The organism is Nocardia sp. NPDC060249 (genome assembly GCF_042728755.1).
Lineage (GTDB): Bacteria > Actinomycetota > Actinomycetes > Mycobacteriales > Mycobacteriaceae > Nocardia.
The window spans coordinates 1,470,466-1,492,302 of record NZ_JBHXAQ010000001.1; the positions used below are offsets into that span (position 1 = coordinate 1,470,466).

General features: G+C 69.1%; 23 protein-coding genes. 12 read left to right on the top strand and 11 right to left on the bottom strand.

The window, feature by feature from the left end:
- Window positions 1–52: 52 nt before the first annotated feature.
- Both ACFWFP_RS06645 and ACFWFP_RS06650 read left to right on the top strand, forming a co-directional pair.
- Window positions 53–895 carry an NAD-dependent protein deacetylase gene (locus tag ACFWFP_RS06645; protein WP_379293524.1) on the top strand — a complete coding sequence of 281 codons (843 nt, stop codon included), beginning with the start codon at window positions 53–55 and terminating at the stop codon, window positions 893–895.
- A gap of 237 nt (window positions 896–1,132) precedes the next feature.
- Entirely contained in the window at window positions 1,133–3,541 is a 2,409-nt protein-coding gene (locus ACFWFP_RS06650) for an MFS transporter (protein ID WP_379293525.1), read from the top strand.
- 23 nt (window positions 3,542–3,564) lie between these two features.
- Here the strand turns inward: ACFWFP_RS06650 and ACFWFP_RS06655 are convergent, their stop codons facing one another.
- Window positions 3,565–3,828 (bottom strand): helix-turn-helix domain-containing protein, encoded by a 264-nt coding sequence (locus ACFWFP_RS06655; RefSeq protein WP_379293526.1) that lies wholly within the window; start codon window positions 3,826–3,828, stop codon window positions 3,565–3,567.
- A 119-nt stretch (window positions 3,829–3,947) separates the two neighbouring features.
- Here ACFWFP_RS06655 and ACFWFP_RS06660 point away from each other — a divergent pair, with 119 nt between their 5' ends.
- A complete protein-coding gene (locus tag ACFWFP_RS06660) occupies window positions 3,948–4,763 on the top strand; it encodes a mycofactocin-coupled SDR family oxidoreductase (protein WP_379293527.1) in 816 nt (271 codons plus the stop codon).
- 59 nt (window positions 4,764–4,822) lie between these two features.
- Complete coding sequence (map, locus tag ACFWFP_RS06665; RefSeq protein ID WP_379293528.1) at window positions 4,823–5,590, top strand: type I methionyl aminopeptidase; 768 nt, start codon at window positions 4,823–4,825, stop codon at window positions 5,588–5,590.
- A 45-nt stretch (window positions 5,591–5,635) separates the two neighbouring features.
- On the opposite strand, the gene ACFWFP_RS06670 is transcribed toward map, so the two are convergent.
- Window positions 5,636–6,400, bottom strand: a complete 765-nt coding sequence (locus tag ACFWFP_RS06670) for a 2-phosphosulfolactate phosphatase (RefSeq protein ID WP_379293529.1) — start codon at window positions 6,398–6,400, stop codon at window positions 5,636–5,638.
- 86 nt (window positions 6,401–6,486) lie between these two features.
- Entirely contained in the window at window positions 6,487–7,275 is a 789-nt protein-coding gene (locus ACFWFP_RS06675; protein WP_379293530.1) for an AraC family transcriptional regulator, read from the bottom strand.
- Window positions 7,276–7,330: 55 nt separating this feature from the next.
- On the opposite strand from ACFWFP_RS06675, the gene ACFWFP_RS06680 reads away from it, so the two are divergent.
- Window positions 7,331–7,900: a class I SAM-dependent methyltransferase gene (locus tag ACFWFP_RS06680; RefSeq protein WP_379293531.1), complete on the top strand. Its 570-nt coding sequence runs from the start codon at window positions 7,331–7,333 to the stop codon at window positions 7,898–7,900.
- Between the two features lie 30 nt (window positions 7,901–7,930).
- On the opposite strand, the gene ACFWFP_RS06685 is transcribed toward ACFWFP_RS06680, so the two are convergent.
- On the bottom strand, window positions 7,931–8,929 hold the full coding sequence (locus ACFWFP_RS06685; RefSeq protein WP_379293532.1) for a hypothetical protein: 999 nt from the start codon (window positions 8,927–8,929) through the stop codon (window positions 7,931–7,933).
- A gap of 38 nt (window positions 8,930–8,967) precedes the next feature.
- Window positions 8,968–9,681 carry a glyoxalase gene (locus ACFWFP_RS06690; RefSeq protein WP_379293533.1) on the bottom strand — a complete coding sequence of 238 codons (714 nt, stop codon included), beginning with the start codon at window positions 9,679–9,681 and terminating at the stop codon, window positions 8,968–8,970.
- A gap of 115 nt (window positions 9,682–9,796) precedes the next feature.
- Here ACFWFP_RS06690 and ACFWFP_RS06695 point away from each other — a divergent pair, with 115 nt between their 5' ends.
- Together ACFWFP_RS06695 and ACFWFP_RS06700 are read left to right on the top strand one after the other, a co-directional pair.
- Window positions 9,797–10,177: a PPOX class F420-dependent oxidoreductase gene (locus tag ACFWFP_RS06695; RefSeq protein WP_379293534.1), complete on the top strand. Its 381-nt coding sequence runs from the start codon at window positions 9,797–9,799 to the stop codon at window positions 10,175–10,177.
- Between the two features lie 76 nt (window positions 10,178–10,253).
- On the top strand, window positions 10,254–11,543 hold the full coding sequence (locus ACFWFP_RS06700) for an acetyl-CoA C-acyltransferase (RefSeq protein WP_379293535.1): 1,290 nt from the start codon (window positions 10,254–10,256) through the stop codon (window positions 11,541–11,543).
- A gap of 5 nt (window positions 11,544–11,548) precedes the next feature.
- Here the strand turns inward: ACFWFP_RS06700 and ACFWFP_RS06705 are convergent, their stop codons facing one another.
- The gene (locus ACFWFP_RS06705; RefSeq protein WP_379293536.1) at window positions 11,549–11,959 is read right to left on the bottom strand and encodes a VOC family protein; all 411 of its coding nucleotides are present in this window, start codon (window positions 11,957–11,959) and stop codon (window positions 11,549–11,551) included.
- A 12-nt stretch (window positions 11,960–11,971) separates the two neighbouring features.
- Window positions 11,972–12,679, bottom strand: coding sequence for a TioE family transcriptional regulator (locus tag ACFWFP_RS06710; RefSeq protein WP_379293537.1), 708 nt, complete (start codon window positions 12,677–12,679; stop codon window positions 11,972–11,974).
- Between the two features lie 81 nt (window positions 12,680–12,760).
- On the opposite strand from ACFWFP_RS06710, the gene ACFWFP_RS06715 reads away from it, so the two are divergent.
- Complete coding sequence (locus ACFWFP_RS06715; protein WP_379293538.1) at window positions 12,761–13,912, top strand: erythromycin esterase family protein; 1,152 nt, start codon at window positions 12,761–12,763, stop codon at window positions 13,910–13,912.
- Here the strand turns inward: ACFWFP_RS06715 and ACFWFP_RS06720 are convergent.
- The 3 genes from ACFWFP_RS06720 to ACFWFP_RS06730 all read right to left on the bottom strand — a co-directional run bounded on the left by ACFWFP_RS06720 (window position 13,905) and on the right by ACFWFP_RS06730 (window position 17,725).
- Complete coding sequence (locus ACFWFP_RS06720) at window positions 13,905–14,741, bottom strand: HAD family hydrolase (RefSeq protein ID WP_379293539.1); 837 nt, start codon at window positions 14,739–14,741, stop codon at window positions 13,905–13,907. The two genes, ACFWFP_RS06715 and ACFWFP_RS06720, sit on opposite strands and share 8 nt — an antisense overlap.
- Window positions 14,742–14,804: 63 nt before the next feature.
- On the bottom strand, window positions 14,805–16,184 hold the full coding sequence (locus tag ACFWFP_RS06725) for a metallopeptidase TldD-related protein (RefSeq protein ID WP_379293794.1): 1,380 nt from the start codon (window positions 16,182–16,184) through the stop codon (window positions 14,805–14,807).
- A gap of 8 nt (window positions 16,185–16,192) precedes the next feature.
- Entirely contained in the window at window positions 16,193–17,725 is a 1,533-nt protein-coding gene (locus ACFWFP_RS06730) for a TldD/PmbA family protein (RefSeq protein ID WP_379293540.1), read from the bottom strand.
- A 194-nt stretch (window positions 17,726–17,919) separates the two neighbouring features.
- Here ACFWFP_RS06730 and ACFWFP_RS06735 point away from each other — a divergent pair, with 194 nt between their 5' ends.
- Window positions 17,920–18,513, top strand: coding sequence for a helix-turn-helix domain-containing protein (locus ACFWFP_RS06735; protein ID WP_379293541.1), 594 nt, complete (start codon window positions 17,920–17,922; stop codon window positions 18,511–18,513).
- A gap of 13 nt (window positions 18,514–18,526) precedes the next feature.
- Here the strand turns inward: ACFWFP_RS06735 and ACFWFP_RS06740 are convergent, their stop codons facing one another.
- Window positions 18,527–19,294, bottom strand: a complete 768-nt coding sequence (locus ACFWFP_RS06740) for a sulfite exporter TauE/SafE family protein (RefSeq protein WP_379293542.1) — start codon at window positions 19,292–19,294, stop codon at window positions 18,527–18,529.
- Window positions 19,295–19,349: 55 nt separating this feature from the next.
- Here ACFWFP_RS06740 and ACFWFP_RS06745 point away from each other — a divergent pair, with 55 nt between their 5' ends.
- From ACFWFP_RS06745 to ACFWFP_RS06755, 3 genes are all read left to right on the top strand, one after another.
- Window positions 19,350–20,525 carry a sensor histidine kinase gene (locus tag ACFWFP_RS06745; RefSeq protein ID WP_379293543.1) on the top strand — a complete coding sequence of 392 codons (1,176 nt, stop codon included), beginning with the start codon at window positions 19,350–19,352 and terminating at the stop codon, window positions 20,523–20,525.
- Window positions 20,526–20,598: 73 nt separating this feature from the next.
- Entirely contained in the window at window positions 20,599–21,258 is a 660-nt protein-coding gene (locus ACFWFP_RS06750) for a response regulator (RefSeq protein WP_379293544.1), read from the top strand.
- A 72-nt stretch (window positions 21,259–21,330) separates the two neighbouring features.
- Window positions 21,331–21,822, top strand: coding sequence for an FxsA family protein (locus ACFWFP_RS06755; protein ID WP_379218253.1), 492 nt, complete (start codon window positions 21,331–21,333; stop codon window positions 21,820–21,822).
- Window positions 21,823–21,837: the final 15 nt, after the last annotated feature.

Sequence of the window (21,837 nt, forward strand, 5' to 3'; positions counted from 1 at the left end):
CGTGTTCGTCCCGCGCACGACGCGCCGCCGCCCCGCTCGTAGAGTGGAGCCCATGGTGGACGACAACACCACCGACGCGGTGGCGCGCGCGGCCGAGCTGCTGAGCGGGCGCCGCACCGTGGTGATCTCCGGCGCCGGGCTGAGCACCGACAGCGGGATCCCCGACTACCGCGGTCCCGGTTCGCCGCCGCGCACGCCGATGACCTATCAGCAGTTCGTCGGTGACCCGGTGTTCCGGCAGCGGTATTGGGCGCGAAACCACGTCGGCTGGCGGCGGATGGATGCCGCCCGGCCCAACCCCGGTCATCGCGCTGTCGCGCGGCTCGAGCGGGCGGGCGTGGTGTCGGGAGTGATCACCCAGAACGTGGATCTGCTGCATATGAAGGCGGGGGCGCGGCAGGTGATCGATCTGCACGGAACCTACGCGCGAGTGCGGTGTCTGCGGTGCGAGAATCTGATCTCCCGAATGGCGCTCGCGCAACGTCTCGAAGACGCCAATCCCGGTTTCACGGAAAATGTTTCGGCACAGCCGTCCGGTATCGAAGTGGCGCCCGACGCGGACGCCGTGGTGACCGATACCGACCGATTCCGGATGGTCGACTGCCTGGCGTGCGGCGGAATGCTCAAACCCGACATCGTGTATTTCGGCGAGAATGTGCCGCCGGATCGGGTGGCGGCCGCTTTCGGCATGGTCGAACGAGCACAGGCGATACTTGTGGCCGGTTCCTCGCTGACGGTGATGTCGGGCCTGCGATTCGTGCGCAGAGCCGCGAAGAACGGTGTGCCGGTGGTGATCGTGAATCGTGGCCGGACCCGCGGCGACGAACTCGCCACCCTGCGCATCGATGCGGGCTGCTCGGAAACTCTGTGCGCGCTGGCCGAACTCGGCTGCTGAATTCCCGCGTGCCGAACTGACAGTTCTGCGTGCCGCGGCCTATCGCTTCCGTGTGAAATCAACGGTAACTTGATCCCTCGGTGAAGGCGGCGAATCCGACGTGGGTAAGCTCTGCGCACCAGTGCATGAAGAGTTCGACCCGCGGCGGAAAGTTTTCCTCGCAGCGGGGTTGTCGGCCCTCGTGTGGGCCGAATGATCGACCCCCATTTGCCAGCCGATCAGAACCAGGGCTTCTCCATGACCGATACCGTCGTTGCCGAATCACGCCTCACGCACCGCCAGACACTCACCATCCTGTCCGGGCTGCTACTCGGGGTGTTCCTCGCCGCGCTCGACCAGAACATCGTCAGCGTCGCGATCGTCCGGATCGCGAACAGTCTCGACGGATTCGACGAACAGGCGTGGGCGACAACGGCCTATCTGATCACCGCCACCGTCACCACGCCGCTCTACGGCAAGCTCGCCGACATCTACGGGCGCAAACCGTTCTATCTGCTGGCGATCGCCCTGTTCGTGATCGGCTCGGCAGCCTGCTGCTTCGCGACCACCATGTACCAGCTGGCCGGGTGCCGGGCCTTCCAGGGTCTGGGCGCGGGTGGGTTGATGTCGCTGGCGTTCACCATCGTCGGTGACATCGTCCCGCCGCGCGAACGGGTTCGCTACCAGGGGTATTTCCTCATGGTGTTCGGCATCGCGACAGTACTCGGCCCGGTGGTCGGTGGATTTCTGTCCGAGTACGAGAGCCTCGGCGGCATCGAGGGCTGGCGCTGGGTGTTCCTGGTGAACGTGCCCGTCGGGGTGCTGGCGTTCCTCGTGGTCGCGAAGGTGCTGAACGTGGGACACACCCGGCAGCGCAGCCGGATCGACTGGTTCGGCGCGATCACCCTCATCGTGGGTGTGGTGCCGCTGCTGATCGTGGCCGAGCAGGGCCGGATCTGGGGGTGGACCGAGCCGAAATCGCTGCTCTGCTACGGCATCTGCGCGGGCGGTCTGTCGTTGTTCGTCCTGGTCGAATTCCTCATGAAGGACTCGGCGCTGATCCCGCTGCGGCTGTTCCGCAGCTCCACGTTCAGCATCGCGATCCTCGGCGGGTTCCTCGTGGGTGTCGCGATGTTCGGCGCGATCACGATGGTGCCCCAGTATTTGCAGGTCGTGCGTGGTTTCTCGCCGACCGAGGCCGGACTGCTGATGCTGCCGCTGGTGCTCGGGATCATGGTGGGCGCGCAGATCTCGGGACTGATCACGAAGGCCACCGGCCGCTACAAAGTGCTGCCGGTGCTCGGCGCGCTGATCCTGGCGATCGGGTGCGCGCTGTTCGCCAGGATCACCTACGACGGTCCGCTGTGGCAGCCGCTCGCCTTCAGCGCGATCATGGGTTTCGGGCTCGGCGGCTGCATGCAGACGCTGGTCATCGCCGCGCAGAACGCGGTGGGGCGCACCGAGATGGGGGTGTCGACCGCGGCGGCGACGTTCTTCCGTCAGCTCGGCGGGACCCTCGGGGTCGCGGTCTTCCTGACCGTGCTGTTCGACCAGCTGCCCGGTTCGATCCTGGAAGCCTTCGGCGGGAGTCTGCCGCCCGGTCTCGACGGCGCGCGGCTCGACGGCCTGCTGAGCGATACCAGTGGCATCGCCACGCTGCCCGACGAGTTGCGGATCCCGATCCTCGAGGGATTCACCGACTCGATGCACAGCGTGTTCCTGCTCGCCGCCGACCTCGCCGTGGTGGCCTGCCTGGTGCTGGTATTCATGAAAGAGATTCCGCTGCAGGAGGATTCGGCACCCGAGGAGCAGTCCGATGCCACCGCGCTGCGTGATGTGAGCCTGCACGACGCGCACGAGATGGCCGGAAAGCTGCACCCCGTCGCCACCGGCCGGGTGATCGCGGGGCTGTTGCGGCGTGACGATGCGCGCCCGGTGCCCGCCGCGACGCTCACCCTGATCGATCAGCACGGGCATCAGGTGGCCCGCGGCAACGGCGACGCCCACGGCGCGTACGTGATCGAGGCGCCCCGGCCGGGCAACTATGTGCTCATCGCCGCGGCGGCCGGTCATCAGCCCGAAGCGGTGAGCGTCTCGGTCGGGGAGCGCGCCCAGCACGTCGACCTGATGCTCACCGGTGCGGGTGAACTCACCGGGATCGTGCGATCGGCCCGGCGCGGCGAACCGCTCTGGGGTGCCACGATCACCTTGACCGACCCCGAGGGCGAGGTGGTGGGCGCGGCGATCACCGGCGAAGACGGCACCTACGTGTGCCGCGATGTCGTGACCGGTACCTACACCCTGGTCGCGGTCGCCGATCACATGCGGCCGGCGGCGGTCGCGCTGACCGTGCCGGAGACGGGCTCGCTGCATCGCGATATCGACCTCGAACCGATGGCCATTCTCCTCGGCTCCGCCTGGGTGGACGGCGACCGTCCCGTCGCCGATGTGCAGATCACGGTCCTGGACTCGGGTGGTGATCCGGCAGCGACGGCGCGCACCGACGAGAAGGGCCGGTATCTGGTGCCGGATCTGCCGGAGGGGGAGTACACGGTGGTCGCCCGCGGCTACCCACCCGTCGCGAGTCAGGTATCGGTGACCCGCGGCGAGATCACCCACGATGTGACGCTGGGGTACGAGAACGAGGAATCGATGAACCGCCGGTAGCGACGCGCGGCGTGCCACGCCGATCAGGCGGACTCGGCGACCTGCTCGGCGCGGTAGGAGTCGGCCAGCTCGGTCAGGGGAATCGAGAGCGCCTCGGCCAGGCCGACGACCGTGCCGAAGGCCGGTGAGGGCAGCCGTCCCGACTCGATCTTGCGCAATGTCTCCGGGGAGATGCCCGCTCGCAGGGCCACCTCGGCGAGGTCGCGGTCGCCGCGCGCGGTGCGGAGGCGGCGGCCGAGCCGGCGACCTGCTTCGACCTGCGCGGGGCTGAGCGGGAGACGAACCATGCGACCGATGGTATGTCCTCGCGCACACGATGGCCAAGCTGAGTAGGGATCTCCGTTTTCGCCTCCCCCGGGCGGTGGCGGTGGTAGGTGTCAAGGGAGGACATCGAAGTTCGAAAGGTATGGGTATGACACGACGGTTCGAGGGCAAGGTCGTTTTCGTGACGGGAGCGGCGCGCGGGCAGGGCAGGGCCGAGGCGGTGCGTTTCGCGGAAGAGGGCGCCGACGTGATCGCGATCGACGCGTGCGCGGAGTTCGCCAGCACCAGCTACGCGGGCGCGACCGAGGCGGATCTGGCCGAGACCGTGAAGCTCGTCGAAGCGGCGGGCGGCAGGATCGTCGCGAGCAAGGTCGACGTTCGCGATTTCGACGGGCTCTCCGCCGCGCTGACGGCGGGCATCGAGCAGTTGGGCAGACTCGATGTGGTGGTGGCCAACGCGGGCATCTGTTCGGCGGCGATGTCGTGGGAGATCACCGCCGAGCAGTGGCAGGAGACCATCGACGTCAACCTGACGGGTGTCTTCCACACCGCGAAAGCCGCTGTGCCCCACCTGATCGCGCAGGGCCAGGGTGGTGCGATGGTGTTCATCAGTTCGGTGGCGGGTCTGAAGGGCACGCCGTTCACCGGCCACTATGTCGCGACCAAGCACGCGATCACGGGTCTGGCCAAGACGATGGCGAACGAGCTCGGCGCGCACCGGATCCGGGTGAACACCGTCCATCCCGCGGGTGTGGCGAGCGGCATGCAGATCAACGAGATGGGGCCGCTGTTCGAGGAGTACGGTGCCACCCTCGCGCCGATCTTCATGAACGCCCTGCCCAGTCACATCTGTCAGCCCGAGGAGATCGCGGCGACCGTGGCCTGGTTGTGCTCGTACGAGGCGGGCCAGATCACCGGTGCGCAGATTCCCGTGGACATGGGCAACCTGAACCGCTGAAGTTGGTATTTTTATACCAGCGCCACTAGTGTCGGTATGAAAATACCAAGGGAGGCGTGATGGTGGAGTTGAAAACACCCGCGGAGATCGAGCGCATGCGGGTGACCGGCCGGTTCGTCGCCGACGTGCTGGCCGGGGTGCGCGACCGCGCGGCGGTCGGGGTGAACCTGCTCGAACTGGAAGCGTATGTGCGGGAGCGGATTCGCGAGCGCGGGGCGGTGTCGTGCTACTGGGACTACTCGCCGTCGTTCGGGCGCGGACCGTTCCGCAATACGGTGTGCCTGGCGGTGAACGATGCCGTGCTGCACGGGCTTCCGCACGACTATGTCTTGCGTGACGGCGATCTGCTGACGGCTGATCTGGCCGTGTCGATCGACGGCTGGGTCGCCGACTCGGCGATCTCGTTCATCGTCGGTACCCCGTCGCCCGCGGACGAGCGACTGGTCAGGGCCACGCAAGAGGCGCTGACCGCCGGGATCGCGGCCGCGCAACCCGGCAACCGGATCGGCGATATCTCCGCCGCGATCGCGAATGTCGCTCGCGGGTACGGGTATCCGGTCAATACCGAGTTCGGCGGGCACGGGCTCGGGCGGACGATGCACGAGGATCCGCATATCGCCAACGACGGCAGGGCCGGTCGCGGGTTCCGGCTGCGACCCGGTCTCACGGTGGCCATCGAGCCGTGGTTCGCGGCGAGCACGGCGAAGGTCTACACCGACGCCGACGGATGGACCATCCGCTCGGCCGACGGCTCCCGGTGCGCGCACAGCGAGCACACCATCGCCGTCACCGCCGACGGCCCACGGATCCTCACCTCCCAGGACTGACCGATCGACTCCGGAACTGGTGTGGGACAGGGTTGCTGGTCCGTATCAGCGAGGTCCGCGATCGACGAAGGCGTTGCCGGTGAGAACCGGCACGGTGGCGTCGGCATTCTGTTCGATCGCGATGGCCACATCCTCGGCGAAGCCGATCGCGGCGAGTTCGCGGCCGGACGCGCACTCGGTGAGCAGCGCGGCCACGTCTGCTGTCGCGGCGAAAGACGCGGCAGCCGTGCGTGTTTCGGGCGAGGGAGTACTGATTCCGCGGTCGATCAGCGCGGCGGCGAGCGCACCGGCGCCGAGCCAGTCCTCGATCGCTGGTCGCACGGTGTCGGTGCCCGGCCAGTGCTCACCCGCCGGAACGATCGCGATCGGTCGATCGGGAGTGCCCCAGTGCTGGGCGACGAGCCAGTCGGCGACCGCACCGACATTGCGCAGGCAGGCGGCGACGACCGGCGTCGCCTCGACAGCGGCGGCGATGGTGGAACCATTGGGCGAGGGCAGCACCAGGCGTGGCGTGAACGGCGCGCGCCGGATCGCCGCCGGCGACAACGACCACGGACCGGTCTCCCGCCGTCCGACGGCCAATTCGGCGGCATTCTCCGCCGCGAAGGCCCGCGCCGACTCGTCACGCCACCGGTACGGGTACACCGCGGTACCGGCGGCGGTCGCGACGGACACCGACGTCGTGAACGACAGCACATCGATCACCACCAGGCACCCGGCCCCCGGCCCGAGTACCGCCGCGCCGGTGCGCCCCCATTCCACCCGGATCCCGAACCCGTCCTGCCGTGCCCACTGCGGTGCCGATCGCACGCTGACCTCCCGATAGCCGAATCCGCCAGTCCACCACGGAGATCGCTGACGCGCCACCGCTGGCCGCACCGCGCGCGAAACCCCGATCAGGACGACCGGTTGCCTCCGGAGCGGGCGAAGTACTGTCCCGGTGACGTGCCGACGGCCCGCCGGAACGCTGCCACATAAGCACTGGCACTGCGATAACCGACCCGGGCGGCGATGCGGGTCACCGGTACACCGTCGGCCAGCGGGGTCAGCGAGGCCGCCAGGCGGATCTGGGTCCGCCATTGCGCGAAGGTCATGCCCGTCTCGGCGCGGAACGCGCGAGCCAGGGTCCGCGAGCTGGCCGCGGCGTGCCGGCCCAATTCGGTGAGGGTGCGGTCGTCGGCGGGATTGTCGAGCAGCACTTCGGCGACCACGCGTGCTCGTGGGTCGGTCGGCAGTGGCGCGCCGATCGGGATGACCTGGACCGGCTCGAGCAGGTCGAACACCATCGCTTCGGCCCGCGCCCGGCCGTCGTCTGTCAACTGCCGCGATGTCATGTGGTCGAAGAGTTCTCGCAGGAGCGGGGAGACGCTCAGCAGCGTGGGCCCGGAAAACAGCGCCGGGCACCGATCGGGTTCGACGAAGATACCGCGCATATCGGCCCCGGCCGTCGTTCCGGTGCGATGCGCGACACCGCCGGGGATCCACAACGCCCTGGTCGGCGGCAGTACCCAGTGGTTGGCCGCGATGTCGATCCCGATGACTCCTCTGCCGGCCCAGGCGATCTGGTGCTGGGGGTGGCGGTGCTCATCGAACCAATATCCGGCGGGCAGGATTCCCGCGCCGAACACCATGGCCGTCGGGCCGGTGTCCGCGGCTAACAGCAGGTCATGTCCGTTCTGCGACACAACCTGTCAGCGTAGTGACTGTCAGCCACGGCCACCGGCTTCTACCGTCGTAGCCATGGCGATGAACTACTGGCACAGGCTGTTGTGCAGGTCCACGGCGTGGGAATGGGTGACGGCGACGAAGATCGTGCCGTGGGTGATGCGCGATCTCGACCTCGGGGCGTCCGCGCTGGAGATCGGCCCGGGTTTCGGTGCGAACGTGGCGCCACTGCGCGACCGCGCGGACACCCTCACCGGCCTGGAAATCGACCCCGTGCTGGCCGCGCGTCTGCGCACCCGATTCGCGCGGGACCTGCGCGTGGTCGACGGTGACGCGACCGCGATGCCGTTGCCGGACAAGGAGTTCGACTCCGTGGTCTGTTTCACGATGCTGCACCACGTACCCTCACCCGCGCAACAGGACGACCTGTTCGCCGAAGCGCTGCGGGTGTTGCGACCCGGCGGCGTGTTCGCCGGCTCGGACGGCCTCGACAGTCCGCTGTTGCGGCTCCAGCATCTGGGCGACACATGCGTTCCGGTCCCGGCGGACACGCTCGCCGACCGGCTGGCAGTCGCGGGATTCACCGGCATCGACGTGGAAACCGGCCTCGGAATGTTCCGGTTCCGGGCCGAGCGGCCCCACTGACCCCGGCCCGATACCGCCCGGTAGAGGTGCTCAGCGTACGAAGGAGGGCGTCAGATCCACGCCAGGCGGTGGGCGCAGGCGGCGGAGCGTGCCGTCGATGCTGGTGACGTAGAGCGACCACGCTCCGGTGGTGAGGTCGGGGGCCAGGCGGGCCGAGGTGGGGCCGATGGGCGGTGGGCTGGGAAGGGGGCCCCGGGGAGTGGTCCAGCCGGTGGCGAGCGTGCACCAGGCACCCGTGGCCGGGTCGACCTGGTAGACGCTGCCGGAGTAGTCGCCGGTGACGAAGGCGAGACCGGCGGCGGTGACATCGAGGTCGTCCAGTCCGGGCAGCAGACCGTCGTTCACGGTGGCGAGGGGAGTGGGCCGGTCGGGGGCGTCGAGGGGCACGCGCACGAGCTGGGAGGTGAGGATGTCCTCGGTGACGACCGCCCGGTGGTCGGGGGTGAGAGCGAGGCCGTTGGGGCGGGGGACAGGGGACCAGGCGAGGGCGAAGTCGCCGGTGGCGGGGCGGTAGCGGCTGATACCGACCGGGGGCCAGGGGACCGAGAGCTGGGAGATGAGCAGGTCACCGTCGGGGAGCAGCAGCAATCCGTTGGGCTGCACCAGGTTCGGGAGCAGGATGGTGACGTCGCCGGTGGCGGTGTCGAGTCGGCTCAGCGTGCCGCCGCCGTTCGGCGTGGTGCCGTCACCGGTGACGAAGTAGAGATCGTCGCCGATCAGCCGCAGGCCGGCGGGGTTGTCTAGGCCGGTGCGGATCGTGGTGACCCGGCCGTCGGCGGCGACGTGCAGGATCTCCCCGCGAACGATGCCGCTGACGTAGAAGCCGCCACGGCCGTCGTCCTCGAGGTTCTCCAGGCCACCCAGCTCGGACGCCAGCACGTCGATGTGCCAGCCCTCGGCACACGACGGCGCACCGGCCTGAGCCGTACCGGCCGGGCCGACCCCGAGGGCGGCGGCAACCGTGACTGCTGTTGCCAGACAACGGATCAGCCGCCCGCGGGTGGTGCGTTCCTGCCATCGACCTCGCATAGCCGAAGCCTACGGGCCCACTGCCCATCCGGCCCGGTTCAGTCGGTCGCGGTGCGCAGGGCAGTCAGGAGGTCGGAGGCGTCGGCGGCGATCGCCGCGCGCTCCTCGGTGGTCAAGGTGACCGCGTCGAGTTCGGATTTCCAGTGCGCGACCCGGTCGGCGTCCGCGGCGACGACGGCGAGTTCGGCGAGGGCGGCATAGGCGCGGGCCCGCTCGAGCGCGGTCGCGGCAGCGCCGAAACGGCGCAAGCCGGCCTCCAGAGCTCGGGTCGCCGCGCGGTCGTCGTTCTTGAAATCGCGCAGGATGCGGGCATTGTCGAGAACCCGGGCCAGTCCTTCCAGCTCGCGCGAGCCTCCGTATTCGAGTTCCATGGGCTCGTCGCGCTGGATCACCAGGACGGTGTTGCCGACCGGGTCGACCAGGGAGAACCGGGACTGGCCCGGACGGAATCGGGTGATCCGCGGACAGCCCTTGCTCGGGATCTTGCCGTAGTGCGCGCGCAGCGCGGCGGTGTACTCGGCGTGGCGTGCGGCGACGTCGTCGACCATCACCAGCGCGCCCGCGTGCTCCACCGGCAGTTCGATGCCCGGCGGCGCGGGTGCGAAATGCAGGGCGCAGCCGTGCTGTTCGATCGCGCCGTAGACATACGGGCGGGTTTGCTCGTGGGTGACGGTGTAGCCGAGCGCCCGGTAGAACTCGAGGGTGCTCGGCAAGTCGCCGCTCCAGAGCAGGGGCACCGCGGTATCGGTCATCGTCGGCCTTTCGCCAGAGTGTCGATGTCGCCCCAGAGGTTACGAAGACTTTCGCGAAAGCGCCCATACTCTTTTCCGCCCGGCTGAGAATCGCCGCGCCCACTAGGCTGGGGGCATGACGAACCGCCTCGGCGAACTGGCGACCGCGAATTACGTACTGCTCACCACCTTCCGCAAGGACGGCACGCCCGTGGGAACGCCCGTCTGGGCGGTGGCCCGCGACGACAAGCTGCTCGTCTGGACGGTCACCGACAGCTGGAAGGTCAAGCGCGTCCGGCGCAACCCCGAGGTGACGGTGCAACCCTGCACCGTGCGCGGGGACGCGCACGGTGCCATCGTGACCGGCACCGCACGGCTGCTCGACGCGGCCGAGACCGACGAACTCCGCTCGGCGCTGCGCAAGAAGTACTGGCTGACCGGCCCGCTCGTGATCCTCGGCAGCAACTTGCGCCGGGGCAAGGCCGGCACGATCGGCATCGAGATCACACCCTCCTGATGTGCGCCGATCCGATACGTAGAACCGCCGGTATCGGATACTGTGAGTCTTCGGCAGCACTTCCGAAGGGACTCACATGGCCGAGAAACGCAACCGAGCCGTCGTCGTCGGGGGCGCGCGAACGCCGTTCGTTCGCGCGTTCACCGACTTCACCCGACTCGACAGCATCGCGCTGGCCGGCGCGGCCGTCCGTGGACTGATCGAGCGGACCGGGATCGCGCCCGGCGAGATCGAGTCGATCGTCTGGGGCGGTGTGGTCCTGCCCAGTCACGCGCCCAATATCGCGCGGGAGATCGCTCTCGACCTGAACCTGGACTTCGGGTGCGAGGGGTACACGGTCACCCGCGCCTGCGCGTCCGGATTGCAGGCGGTGACCTCGGCGGCCGCGGCGATCGAACGCGGCGAGTACGACATCATGATCGCCGGCGGCAGCGATTCCACCAGCAACGCCGAGATCAAGCTGCCGCAGAAGGTCGTGCACGCGGTCGCGCCGGTGGCGCTGGGCAAGCCCAAGGCGGCGGACTACCTCGACGTCGTCCGGCAGCTCGCGCCGTTCACCGACATCCTGCCGCGCCAGCCCAAGATCGCCGAGCGCACCACCGGCGAGGTGATGGGCGAATCCGCGGAGAAGATGGCCCGCGTCAACGGGATCTCCCGCGCTGATCAAGACGCGTTCGCCGCCCGCTCGCACCAGCGGGCCGCGGCCGCGATCGCCTCGGGACGTTTCGACGACGAGGTTGTGCCGGTCCGCACGCCGTCGGGCACGCTCGTCGACGTCGACGGACTCGTTCGCGCGAATACCAGCGTCGAGAAACTCGCCACCCTGAAACCGGTGTTCGAGAAGAACGGCACGGTCACCGCGGGCAATGCCAGCCCGCTCACCGACGGTGCGTCGGCGGTGCTGCTGATGAGCGAGGAGAAGGCGCGCGCGCTCGGGTTCACCCCGCAGGCCGCCTTCCGCTCCTGGAGTTTCGTCAGCGTCGACCCCGCCGACCAGGTACTCATCGGCCCGGCGATCTCGATGCCGCGCGCCCTCGACAAGGCGGGCATGACGCTGGCCGATATCGATCTCGTCGACATCCACGAAGCCTTCGCCGCACAGACACTGTCGGTGCTGCGCATGCTGGAGAGCACCGAGTGGGCCAAGGCTCGTCTCGACCGCGACGAGCCGGTCGGCACCGTCGACATCGAGAAATTGAACGTGCACGGCGGCTCGATCTCGCTGGGTCATCCGTTCGGCGCCACCGGCGCCCGCATGGTCACCACCATGGCCAACGAGCTGGCCCGCACCGGGAAAGAGACCGCGCTGCTGGGGATCTGCGCGGCGGGCGGCATCGGCGCGTCGGCGGTACTCGAACGCGTCTGATCGGGTCAGGCGGGCGCACCGGGGCGGGGACGGTGCGCCCGGATGTCCACCGGGCGTCCATCCGGGTCCTCGGCCGTCATCGTCCACTGCGCGGGCAGGGTGTCGATCGGGCCGACCGGCAAGCCCGCGTTCGCGAGGCGATCGTGTACCGCACGCAGCTGGTCCAGCGTGCCGAGGCGCAGACCCCATCCCGCGCCGTCGAGCGGATCGCGATCGGTGCGCGGCGCGGTGGTGGTCTCCACGAGCACGAGGTGGTCGGCGCCGCCGACGTCGACGATCGCGATCCGTGGATCGGCCGGGGTAGCCGCGCGCTCGAAAGACAATGTCGCGCCGAGGAATTCGGTGTAGTACCGCACGAGACGATCGAGATCGGCCGTGGCGAGCGTCAGATGATTGATTCCGAGGAGATCAGGCATGGTCGTGCCAGCCTAGCGGCGTCGCGCGGCGCAATATCGGCTCAGCGCGGCGGCGGCGTCGAGCATGCCCACGCCACGGGCGGTGATGGTGGCCTGCCAGTCGGTGAGGGCCTTCGCCAGCGCCTCGGTGCTGCCCGCGGCGCGAATCTGCCCGATGACGGTGGCGATCTGGTCGAGGCGGTAGTGACCTCGGCGCAGGATGTGGGCGAGTTCGGCGTCACGCAGGTCGGCGGGGTCGTAGCGGCGGTAGCCAGTGGCCGGGTCGCGATCGGGAGACAGGATGCCTGCCGCTTCCCACGCCCGGAGGGTGGCCGGGGTGACTCGCAGGTGGTGGGCGAGCTCGCCGATGGTTCTCGTAGTCGTCGAATCCGCTGTGGCAGAGCTCGATTCGGTGATCAGGTGGTCGACGGCCCGGCGGACCGTGGCGAGAGTCTCACGGTCTCGCAGGAGCTGGCTGTGCCCGCGGTCGATGACCGTGAGAGCCCTGTCGAGGTCGTCCGCGTGCAGCGCGCGCATGACGTCGCCCGCCTGCGCGTGGCCGTAGGCGGGGATCAGGGTGAGGTAGGTGCGCAGCGCGGCCGCGTGCAGGTCGGTGTAGATCCGGTAGCCGGCCGGGGTGCGTTCGGCCGGCGGGAGGCAACCGTCGCGCTCGTAGTTGCGGACCGCCTGGGTCGAAATCGCGTGCTCGCCGGCCAGGTCGGACGGTCGTAGGGTTCTCACTGCTTTGAGACTTGACGACATATCTCCCGAATCAACGCTGCTCGAGTCTCCACCGTTCTTTCAACGATACGGTTGATAGGTATGAGCCAGAAAATCAGCGACTTCGTCCGTGCGTCCTGTGAACTGCTTGCGCTCGGGGAACCGACGCACAAAGAACCCGGCTTCGCGTCGGTCCGCAACGAACTGTTCGCCGAGTTGGTGGCGAGTGGTTTCCGTTCGATCGCTCTCGAAACGGATCGGGTTGCCGCTCTCGCCGTGGACGATTTCGTTCGAGGCGGCACCGGCGCCTTCGACGAGGTGATGCGGACAGGCTTCTCGCACGACTTCGGCGAACTCGACGGCAACCGGCAACTGGTCGCCTGGCTGCGCGACTACAACGCGGGCAGGCCGGTCGAGGATCAGGTCCGCTTCCACGGATTCGACGCCGCGATGGAGACGATGAGTGCGCCGAGCCCCCGGTCCTACCTCGAATTCGCCCGCGACTACCTCGAACTCGACTTCGACATCAGCGGGCCCGCCGGCAGCGACGAGCGATGGGGCCGCGCCGAAGCGGTCCTGGATGCCGACGTCTCGCCCGGTGCCACCCCCGAGGCCGAGCGGTTGCGGGTGCTGGCCGATGACATGCTCGCCCTGCTCTACACCCGCGCACCGGAGCGGATCGCGGCCACCTCCCTCGCCGAATGGCGAAGGGCCGAAATCCATCTCACCGCCGGGCTCGGCCTGCTCCGGTACCACCGGCAGGCGGCTCAGCCGACTGAGGACGGTGTGCGATGGAACAGTCTGGCCGCCGCCCGTGACGCGCTGATGGCCCAGAACCTGCTCGACATCCGGTCCACCGAAGCACGCCGTGGTCCGACCCTGGTGTACTCGCACAATCTGCACCTGCGGCGCAACACCAGCGTCATGCAGATGGGGCCGATGGAGCTCGTCTGGTCCGGCGCGGGGGCGATCGTCGGATCGCTGCTGGGCGAGCACTACGGCGTCATACTCGGCAGTCTGGGACGCAGCGACGGCCTCGAACTCGCCGAACCCGAACCGGGCACCTTCGAACACTCCCTGCAGAACCGCGTCGGCACCTGGGGTTTGATCCCGGCGGCGGCCCTCGGACCTGGCGTCACCCGCACCGATGTCACCCAGGAACAGGGGTACTTCCCGCTGGACGCGGACACCGTGCGCGCGACGGATACGATCCTGCACCTCAGCGTCGGCCGGGCGCCGACAGCGGTCAGCTAGCCGAGTCGCGCTGTGCCGAGCCGGCCAATTCCTCCAGGTAGGCGGCGACACCGTCCTCGTCGTTGGACGGGAGCACCCGGTCGGCGAGTGCGATGACCTCGGGTACCGCGTTGGCCGGAACCAGCGCGGTACCCGCCCACGTCAGCATCGCGACATCGTTGAGCGCATCGCCCGCGGCCGCCACCTGGGACAGATCGATACCGTCGAGCGCGCACAAGCGGGCCAGCGCGCTGGCTTTCGACACGCCCTGCGCGGCCATCTCCATGTACGCGGCGCCGGAGTGGGTCAGCTCCACGCCGGTGATCCCCACCGCCACCGCCGTCCGGTACAGCTGCGCTCCCGCCAGCTCGGGATGCCGGGCGACGATCTTCACCATCGCCTCGATTCCGGTCGGCAAGGAATCGGACAGCTCCATCTCGTGGGGATGCCGGTGATGGTCGGCGAACGTGCACAGGGCGGCATAGGCGGGCTCGGCGACGAACCGGGTAGCGCCCACGTTGGCGAAGACGACACCGGGAATCAGGTCGCGGATCTGCGCCATCACCGCATCCGCCGCGCCGGTGTCGATCGAGACGGTCTCGATGATCTCGGGCGTGCCGTCGGCCAGGTCGAGCAGCACCGCACCGTTGGCACACACCGCTTTACCGCGGAAACCGCACGACTGCGCCAACTCGTGGACCGAATGGCGGGCCCGGGCCGTCGCCCACACCACCTCGATGCCCGCGGCTCGAGCACCGGCCATCGCCTCGGCGGTACGCGCCGAGATCGTGCGATCCGAACGCAGCAAGGTGCCGTCGAGGTCGGTGGCGAACATCCGGATACCAGTCACCCGATCATGCTGTCACGTTCGGGGCCGTCGAACGGAGGGGGTTCACCGCGGCCAGGTGGACGGTCAGGTGGCCTGGCTCACCGACGACATGTGGAAGTCGGGGATGCGCAGCGGGGGCATCGCGGTTCGGGTGAACCAGTCCTTCCATTCGCGGGGCAGGGTGATCTCGGTAGCGCCCGCCTCCGAAACCCGCCGCAACAGATCGAGGGGGCTTTCGTTGAAACGGAAGTTGTTGACCGCGCCGGTCACCTTGCCGTCCTCGACGAGGTAGACGCCGTCGCGGGTGAGGCCGGTGAGCAGCAGCGTGGCGGGGTCGACCTCGCGGATGTACCACAAGCAGGTGAGCAGCAGACCGCGTTCGGTGCGGGCGATCATGTCGTCCAGCGACGCCTCGCCGCCACCGGTGAGCAGCAGGTTCTCGCCGGGAACTGTGGCGGGAGCGGAGAATTCGGCCGCCGTGGCGCGCGGATAGACCAGCGATTCGATGACGCCCTCGCCGATCCAGTCGACCCGCCGCGCGGACAGACCGTTGTCGAACACCGACAACGACTCCGACGACGACGGAGTCGCCACGAACGGCCGGTATTCCAGGCCGCTCGCGTTCGGGTCGGAGTACAACGTCAACGGAATGTCGCTGAGCCGTTCACCGATGCGCGTGCCGCCGGCGCGGGAGAACGCGGTGTGGCCTTCGTGCGCGCCACGGCCCTCCATGCTCCACGCCAGATAGATCATCAGATCGGCCACCGACGACGGCGGCAACAGGGTCTCGTAGCGGCCGGCGGGCAGCTCGACGCGGCGCTTGGACCAGTCGAGGCGCCGCGACAACTCGGCGAGCAGGCCCGGGGTGTCCACGTCGGTGAAATCGGCGGTGCCGACCCCCACCCACGCGCTCGCCAGGTCCTTGCCCTCGCCACGCTTGCCGTTGATCTCCACCGAACCCGTCGGCTGACTGAACCGGCGGCGAACACCGGTCGAGGTGCCCAGCCAGGTGGTGTGCACCTGGTGGTGGGCGAAACCGTAGAGGCGGTCGGTGCCGTCGAAACCGGTGGACAAATCACGCGCCAACCCGGCGAACACGTCGATCTCGGTGGCGCCGGGCGCCTGATCCCACGCGGCGGTGTCGTCGTCGGTGGGTTCGAGCAGCGGCATCGCGTCGCGGGCCGGGGCGGCCGTGCGCGCGGCTTCCTCGCTCGCGCGCACCACGGCCTCGATCTCGGTGGGATCGACGCTGGTGGAGCTGATGGAACCGACCCGTGCGGTGTTCGGGCCGTCACGGAACACCGAGATCACCGCCCAATCCCGCGAAATCGACGAGCCGTTGGTGGTCATCGAGTTGCCCGCCCACCGCAGCGACGCCTCGTGCGCGTCGGTGACGATCACGATCGCCTCGTCGGCCTTCGACGCCGCCAGCGCACGCTCGACCACCGTGCCCGCCGGAAACAGACCCTCGCTCACTGACCGCCCTCCGTCCGGGTATTGAGAATGTTGACCCCGCGCACCAGCACCGACGGGCAGCCGTGGCTCACCGCCGCCACCTGACCGGGCTGTGCCTTACCGCAGTTGAAGGCGCCACCGAGCTGCCAGGTGCTCGGCCCGCCGACCGCTTCCATCGACCCCCAGAAATCGGTGGTCGTCGCCTGGTAGGCGACATCGCGCAGCTGCCCGTCCAGTTCGCCGTCGCGAATCCGGAAGAACCGCTGACCGGTGAACTGGAAGTTGTAGCGCTGCATATCGATCGACCAGCTCTTGTCGCCCACGATGTAGATGCCGTCCTCGACGCGGGAGATCAGCTCGGCGGTACTCGTGTCACGCACCGGGTCCGGCTGCAACGACACGTTCGCCATCCGCTGGATCGGAACATGATGCGGTGAATCGGCATACGAGCATCCGTTGGAGCGATCGAGCCCGAGACGCGGGGCGAACACGCGGTCGAGCTGGTACCCGACCAGGATGCCGTCACGCACCAGATCCCACAGCTGGCCCGCCACGCCTTCGTCGTCGTAGCCGACGGTGCTCAAACCGTTGGTCTGGGTGCGGTCACCGGTGACGTGCATGATCGGCGTGCCGTACCGCAGCGTGCCGAGCTGATCGGGGGTCGCGAACGAGGTGCCCGCGTACGCGGATTCGTAGCCGATCGCGCGGTCGTATTCGGTGGCGTGGCCGATGGATTCGTGGATCGTGAGCCACAGGTTGGTCGGGTCGATCACCAGATCGGTGGGGCCCGCGACCACGCTGGGCGCCTTCACCTTCTCGGCCAGCCAGCCCGGGATCTGCGCGAGTTCGCCTGTCCAGTCCCATGTTCCGTCGGCACCGGTGACGTACTCCCAGCCGCGGCCCGCGGGCGCGGCGAGGGTGCGCATCGTCTCGAACACCCCCGAGGCGGAATCGACGGTGACAGCCTCCAGCTGGGGGTGCAGCCGCACCCGCTGCTGGGTGATCGACGAACCCGCGGTGTCGGCATAGAACGTCTGCTCCTTGACCTGCAGGACCGAGGCGGTGACGTGGTCGACCCCGTCGGCCGCGGACAGGCGTTCCGAATAGTCCTGCAGCAGTGACACTTTGTCGGCCGTCGGCACCGTGAACGGGTCGAGGTCGTAGGCCGAGACCCACGAGACATCGCCGTAGCGTGGCTCGTCGGCCAGTTCGACGCGCTCGCGGTTCAGTGCGCGCAACGCCGTCGCCACCGTTACCGCGCGACGCGCCACCTCGGCGGCGATCTCGGGCGTGAGGGCGGCGTGCGAGGCGAAACCCCAGGTGCCGTCGACGATCACGCGCACGGCCAGCCCCAGCTCGGTCGCGTCGGTGACCGCTTCGACGCGGCCGTCGCGGAGCCGGATCGACTGGGTCACCAACCGTTGCACGCGCAGGTCGGCGTGCTCGGCGCCGGCCGCGCGGGCCGCCGACAGCGCGGCCCCGGCCAGGGCGGCGAGCCCGAGCGCGCGGAACTCCTCGTCCACATCTCTGGAAGTCGTGGTATCCCTCACCGCACCTACGCTAACCGGTGCCACCGACACATGTGCGCCGGAACCGCTTCCGGCGCACCGTCATGTCGGTTGTCGCCGTGACGCGCGGACTCCGATCATCCCGCGGGCGGCGCCGAAAATGCCGTAGGGTGCCCGCCGTGCCGCCATCTGCCCTGCGTGATCGAAAAAGGGAACGAACCCGACGTGCGATCCTCGTGGCCGCTGTCGAATTGTTCGAGGCCGGAGGCTATGAGGAGACGACCGTCGCCGATATCGCGGCCGCGGCCGAGGTCGGCACCCGGACCTTCTTCAACTACTTCGCGAGCAAAGAAGAACTGCTCTTCCCCGAGCCCGACGAACGGGTGCGCGCGGCGGTCGCCGCCATCGCCACCCGTCGGCCCGGTGAGCGACCGGTGGAGGTGTTGCTGCGGGCGCTGCGGGCGGCGGGCGACAACCCCGGCGAGCACCTCGTCGACGACGTCGGTTCGCGGGTGGCCGCGCTGCGGGCGCGGGTCTCGCGGACGGTCCCCTCGGTGAGCGGTCGCGCCGCGCACGCGCAATTGGCCGCGCAGCGCGAGATCGCCCACCAGTTGCACCTCGCGTTCCCGCACGAACTCGACGAGGTCGGCGCCGCGGCGCTGGTGGGTGCCGTGGTCGGCGCGGTATCGGGCGCGCTGACCGTGCTGTTCCAGCAGCCACAGCACAGCATCGACGACGGTGAACGCCTCCATCGCAAGATTCACGAGACCACCTCGCGGGTCCTGCAACCCTGGCTCGCCGCCTCCGCGCCTGCCGAACCGGTGCGCTGACAGAACCGCTGCCCTAACCGAACTGCTGCCACCCCAACCGGATCACCATCACCACCACGACGACGAGCAACACGATCCGGACGAATCCCGCGCCCCTGGCCAGCGCCATCCGCGAACCGATCAGCGCGCCGAGGACATTCGCCACCGCCATGCCGGCGCCGAGACCCCACAGGATGTGGCCGGTCGAGCCGAGGAACAGCAGCGCACCCACGTTCGACCCGCAGTTGATCACCTTGGCCATCGCGGCCGCCCGCACGAACTCGGTGCCGAGCAGCGTCGCGAAGGTGATGATCAGGAAGGTGCCGGTGCCCGGTCCGAGCAGCCCGTCGTAGAGGCCGATCAGACCGGACGCGAGGCCCACCACCAGGATCACCTTGCGCCGCGTCGGCGGATGGGTGGCCATCGTCAGGCCGATCGACGGGCGCACGGTCACGAACACCGCCACCCCGACGAGCACGACCATCACCAGGGGGATGAACAGGTCGCGGTCGATCAGCGACACCGCCGCCGCGCCGCACGCGGCCGCGATCGCGGCGATCACCGCGCCGGGCAGCAGCACCTTCCACTGCATCGGCACCTTGCGCGCGAAGGTCGCCACCGCCGTCGCGGTGCCTGCCAGGGCGGCGAGCTTGTTGGTGCCCAGCGCGGTCTGCGGTGCGATGCCGGGAACGACGAGGAACAGCGTCGGCAGAATGATCAGCCCGCCGCCGCCGACCACGGCATCGACCCAGCCGGCCGCCGCGGCGGCCACCAGCAGGACCGTCCAGTCTCCGAGTTGCACGTGTCCAGGCAATCAAGATCACGGCCGGAAAGCCAGCCGGGGCTACGCTGGGCCCGTGCGCCGGTTCAGCCTGTGGCTACGCGGACGACCCATCGTCGCCGACTCGATTCTCGCGGGATTGCTGCTGTTCCTCGATGCCCTCGGGGTGGGCGACGAACCCAACAAGATCGTCTACTTGAGCTTCTCGGTGATCCTGCCGTTGCCGCTGATCCTGCGGCGGGTGTATCCGCGGGCGGTGGCGGCGGCGCTGCTGGTGCTGTCGTTGCTGAACACCCTGATCGGCTACCTGACCGATGTGCAATCCACCGACCATGTCGCCCTGATCGGGCTCGGGGTGATGCTCTACACGCTCGTCGCCTACGTCGGCCGGCGCGACGGCCTCATCTTCCTCGCCGTCCTCGCGCTCGACATGGTGCTGTCGGTCCTGCTGCTCGATCAGCCGCGCGGCGGTGACCTGGCGATGGTCGCGCTCATCTACGCGCTGTGCTGGACACTGGCCGAGTTCAACGGAGCCCGGCACGCGTACGACTCCGAGGTGGCCGCCCGGCTGGCCGTCGCCGACTACGACAAGGAACGGCGTGCGCACGACGCGGTCGCCGCCGAACGCACCCGCATCGCCCGCGAGCTCCACGATGTGGTCGCGCATGCGGTGAGCGTCATCATCGTGCAGGCCGACGGCGCCAAATACGCCTTGCGCCAAGACCCCGATACCGCCGAACGCGCGCTCGCCACCATCTCGGGGACCGGTCGCGACGCGCTGCGCGAACTGCGCCGCACCGTCGCCCTGCTGCGCACCGAGCACGCACCGGAACTGCTGCCCCAGCACGGGAGCGCGGGGATCGCGAAGCTGGCCCAGATGATGCGCGAGGCGGGCCTGGCCGTCGATCTCGAGCTGACCGGCGAACTCGACGACATCGCCCCCGAGGTGAGTCTCGGTGTGCACCGCATCGTGCAGGAATCGCTCACCAACACTCTGCGCCACGCGGGAGCGGAGCCGAAGGCGGTGGTCCGGGTGCATCGGCGTGACGAGGACATCCTCGTCGAAGTCGTCGACAGCGGCGGCGTTCCCGCGCGGGTGAGCCCGGGCGCCGAGATTCCCGGCGCGGGGATGGGACTGGTCGGTATGCGCGAACGGGTCGCGGTCCTCGGCGGCACCCTGCACGCGGGCAGACTCGACGACGGCCGCTGGCAGGTCCGCGCCGACCTTCCGCTGCGTACCGACACGGACTGAAACCCCGCGCGCCCGCGGCCGTGCGCGAAAACACGGGGCAATGCTGCGCGGCTGTGACTATTAGGGTGGGGCAATGCCGATCAGCGTGCTCGTGGTGGACGATCAGGAACTCATGCGGATGGGCCTGAAAATGGTGCTCGGCGCGCACCCCGACATCGAGGTGATCGGTGAGGCGGGCAACGGCGACGAAGCCGTGCGGCGGGCGAGCGAACTGCGCCCCGATGTGGTGCTGATGGATGTGCGGATGCCGGTCGTCGACGGGGTGAGCGCCACCGCGCAGATCGTGGCCGCGGGGGAGGGCGTGCGGGTGCTCGTGATGACCACCTTCGACCTCGACGAACACGCGCTCGGTGCCCTGCGCGCGGGCGCCAGCGGATTCCTGCTCAAGGACACCCCGCCCGAGGACCTCGTCTCGGCCATTCGCAGCGTCGCCGGCGGTGACGCGGTGGTCTCGCCCAAGGTCACCAAGCGGCTGCTGGATCGGCTCGTGGCCGAGAATCCGGCGAGCCTGCGCGACCCGAAGATCCTCGACGTCCTCACCGCGCGCGAACGCGAGGTGCTCGAACAGATCGCGGGCGGCCGCTCCAACGCCGAGATCGCCGCGGCGCTGTTCCTGTCGGAGGCGACGGTGAAAACACACGTGGGCCGCGTGCTCACCAAGCTCGGTCTGCGCGACCGGGTGCAGGCGGTGGTGCTGGCCTACGAGACCGGGCTGGTGCGGCCGGGCGGCTGAATTCGCCGGCTCGCTCGGGAGAAAAATCGGGCGCTCGTGCGTTGAAGGGGTAGATCGTCCGAAAGGATCGCCATGACCGCTGTGCTGTTCGTCCTCTACCTCGTCGTCGAGATCGCCGCCCTCGTCGGTCTCGCCCAGTTGATCGGCATCGGCTGGGCGCTGGTCGTGCTCGTCGCCGTCTCGGGCGTGGGATTGGTGCTGCTCGGACGGCAGGGCAGGCGGGTGTTCGACCGATTCCGGCGGGCCTCGCGCGGTGAGGTGACCGCCGAGAGCGCGGTCGCCGACGGAGTGATCGTCGCCACCGGCTCGGTGCTGCTGTTCGTGCCCGGCCTGGTCACCGGACTCGTCGGCCTCCTGGCGCTGTTCCCGCCGACCAGAGCGCTGCTGCGACCGGCGCTGGAGAAGCTCGGTACCCGGCGCTTCGGCCCGCTGCCCTCGTTCGCACCCTCGCCGTATCGCGGGATGGTCGTCGACGCGGACGGCGACGTGGTCGACGGCACCGTGGTCGGGCAGTGGTACGACGATGGTCACACCGCGGGTCCGCGCGCACTCGGCCCCGCCTGATCCGACAAGGCCTCC

Excerpts from the sequence above, each read along its gene's own strand:
- ACFWFP_RS06660 (WP_379293527.1), top strand. The coding sequence starts at position 3,948 with ATGGGTATGACACGACGGTTCGAGGGCAAGGTCGTTTTCGTGACGGGA.
- ACFWFP_RS06690 (WP_379293533.1), bottom strand. The coding sequence starts at position 9,681 with ATGACCGATACCGCGGTGCCCCTGCTCTGGAGCGGCGACTTGCCGAGC.
- ACFWFP_RS06685 (WP_379293532.1), bottom strand. The coding sequence starts at position 8,929 with ATGCGAGGTCGATGGCAGGAACGCACCACCCGCGGGCGGCTGATCCGT.
- ACFWFP_RS06705 (WP_379293536.1), bottom strand. The coding sequence starts at position 11,959 with ATGCCTGATCTCCTCGGAATCAATCATCTGACGCTCGCCACGGCCGAT.
- ACFWFP_RS06655 (WP_379293526.1), bottom strand. The coding sequence starts at position 3,828 with ATGGTTCGTCTCCCGCTCAGCCCCGCGCAGGTCGAAGCAGGTCGCCGG.
- ACFWFP_RS06715 (WP_379293538.1), top strand. The coding sequence starts at position 12,761 with ATGAGCCAGAAAATCAGCGACTTCGTCCGTGCGTCCTGTGAACTGCTT.
- ACFWFP_RS06755 (WP_379218253.1), top strand. The coding sequence starts at position 21,331 with ATGACCGCTGTGCTGTTCGTCCTCTACCTCGTCGTCGAGATCGCCGCC.
- ACFWFP_RS06750 (WP_379293544.1), top strand. The coding sequence starts at position 20,599 with ATGCCGATCAGCGTGCTCGTGGTGGACGATCAGGAACTCATGCGGATG.
- ACFWFP_RS06645 (WP_379293524.1), top strand. The coding sequence starts at position 53 with ATGGTGGACGACAACACCACCGACGCGGTGGCGCGCGCGGCCGAGCTG.
- map (WP_379293528.1), top strand. The coding sequence starts at position 4,823 with ATGGTGGAGTTGAAAACACCCGCGGAGATCGAGCGCATGCGGGTGACC.
- ACFWFP_RS06700 (WP_379293535.1), top strand. The coding sequence starts at position 10,254 with ATGGCCGAGAAACGCAACCGAGCCGTCGTCGTCGGGGGCGCGCGAACG.
- ACFWFP_RS06650 (WP_379293525.1), top strand. The coding sequence starts at position 1,133 with ATGACCGATACCGTCGTTGCCGAATCACGCCTCACGCACCGCCAGACA.
- ACFWFP_RS06680 (WP_379293531.1), top strand. The coding sequence starts at position 7,331 with ATGGCGATGAACTACTGGCACAGGCTGTTGTGCAGGTCCACGGCGTGG.
- ACFWFP_RS06695 (WP_379293534.1), top strand. The coding sequence starts at position 9,797 with ATGACGAACCGCCTCGGCGAACTGGCGACCGCGAATTACGTACTGCTC.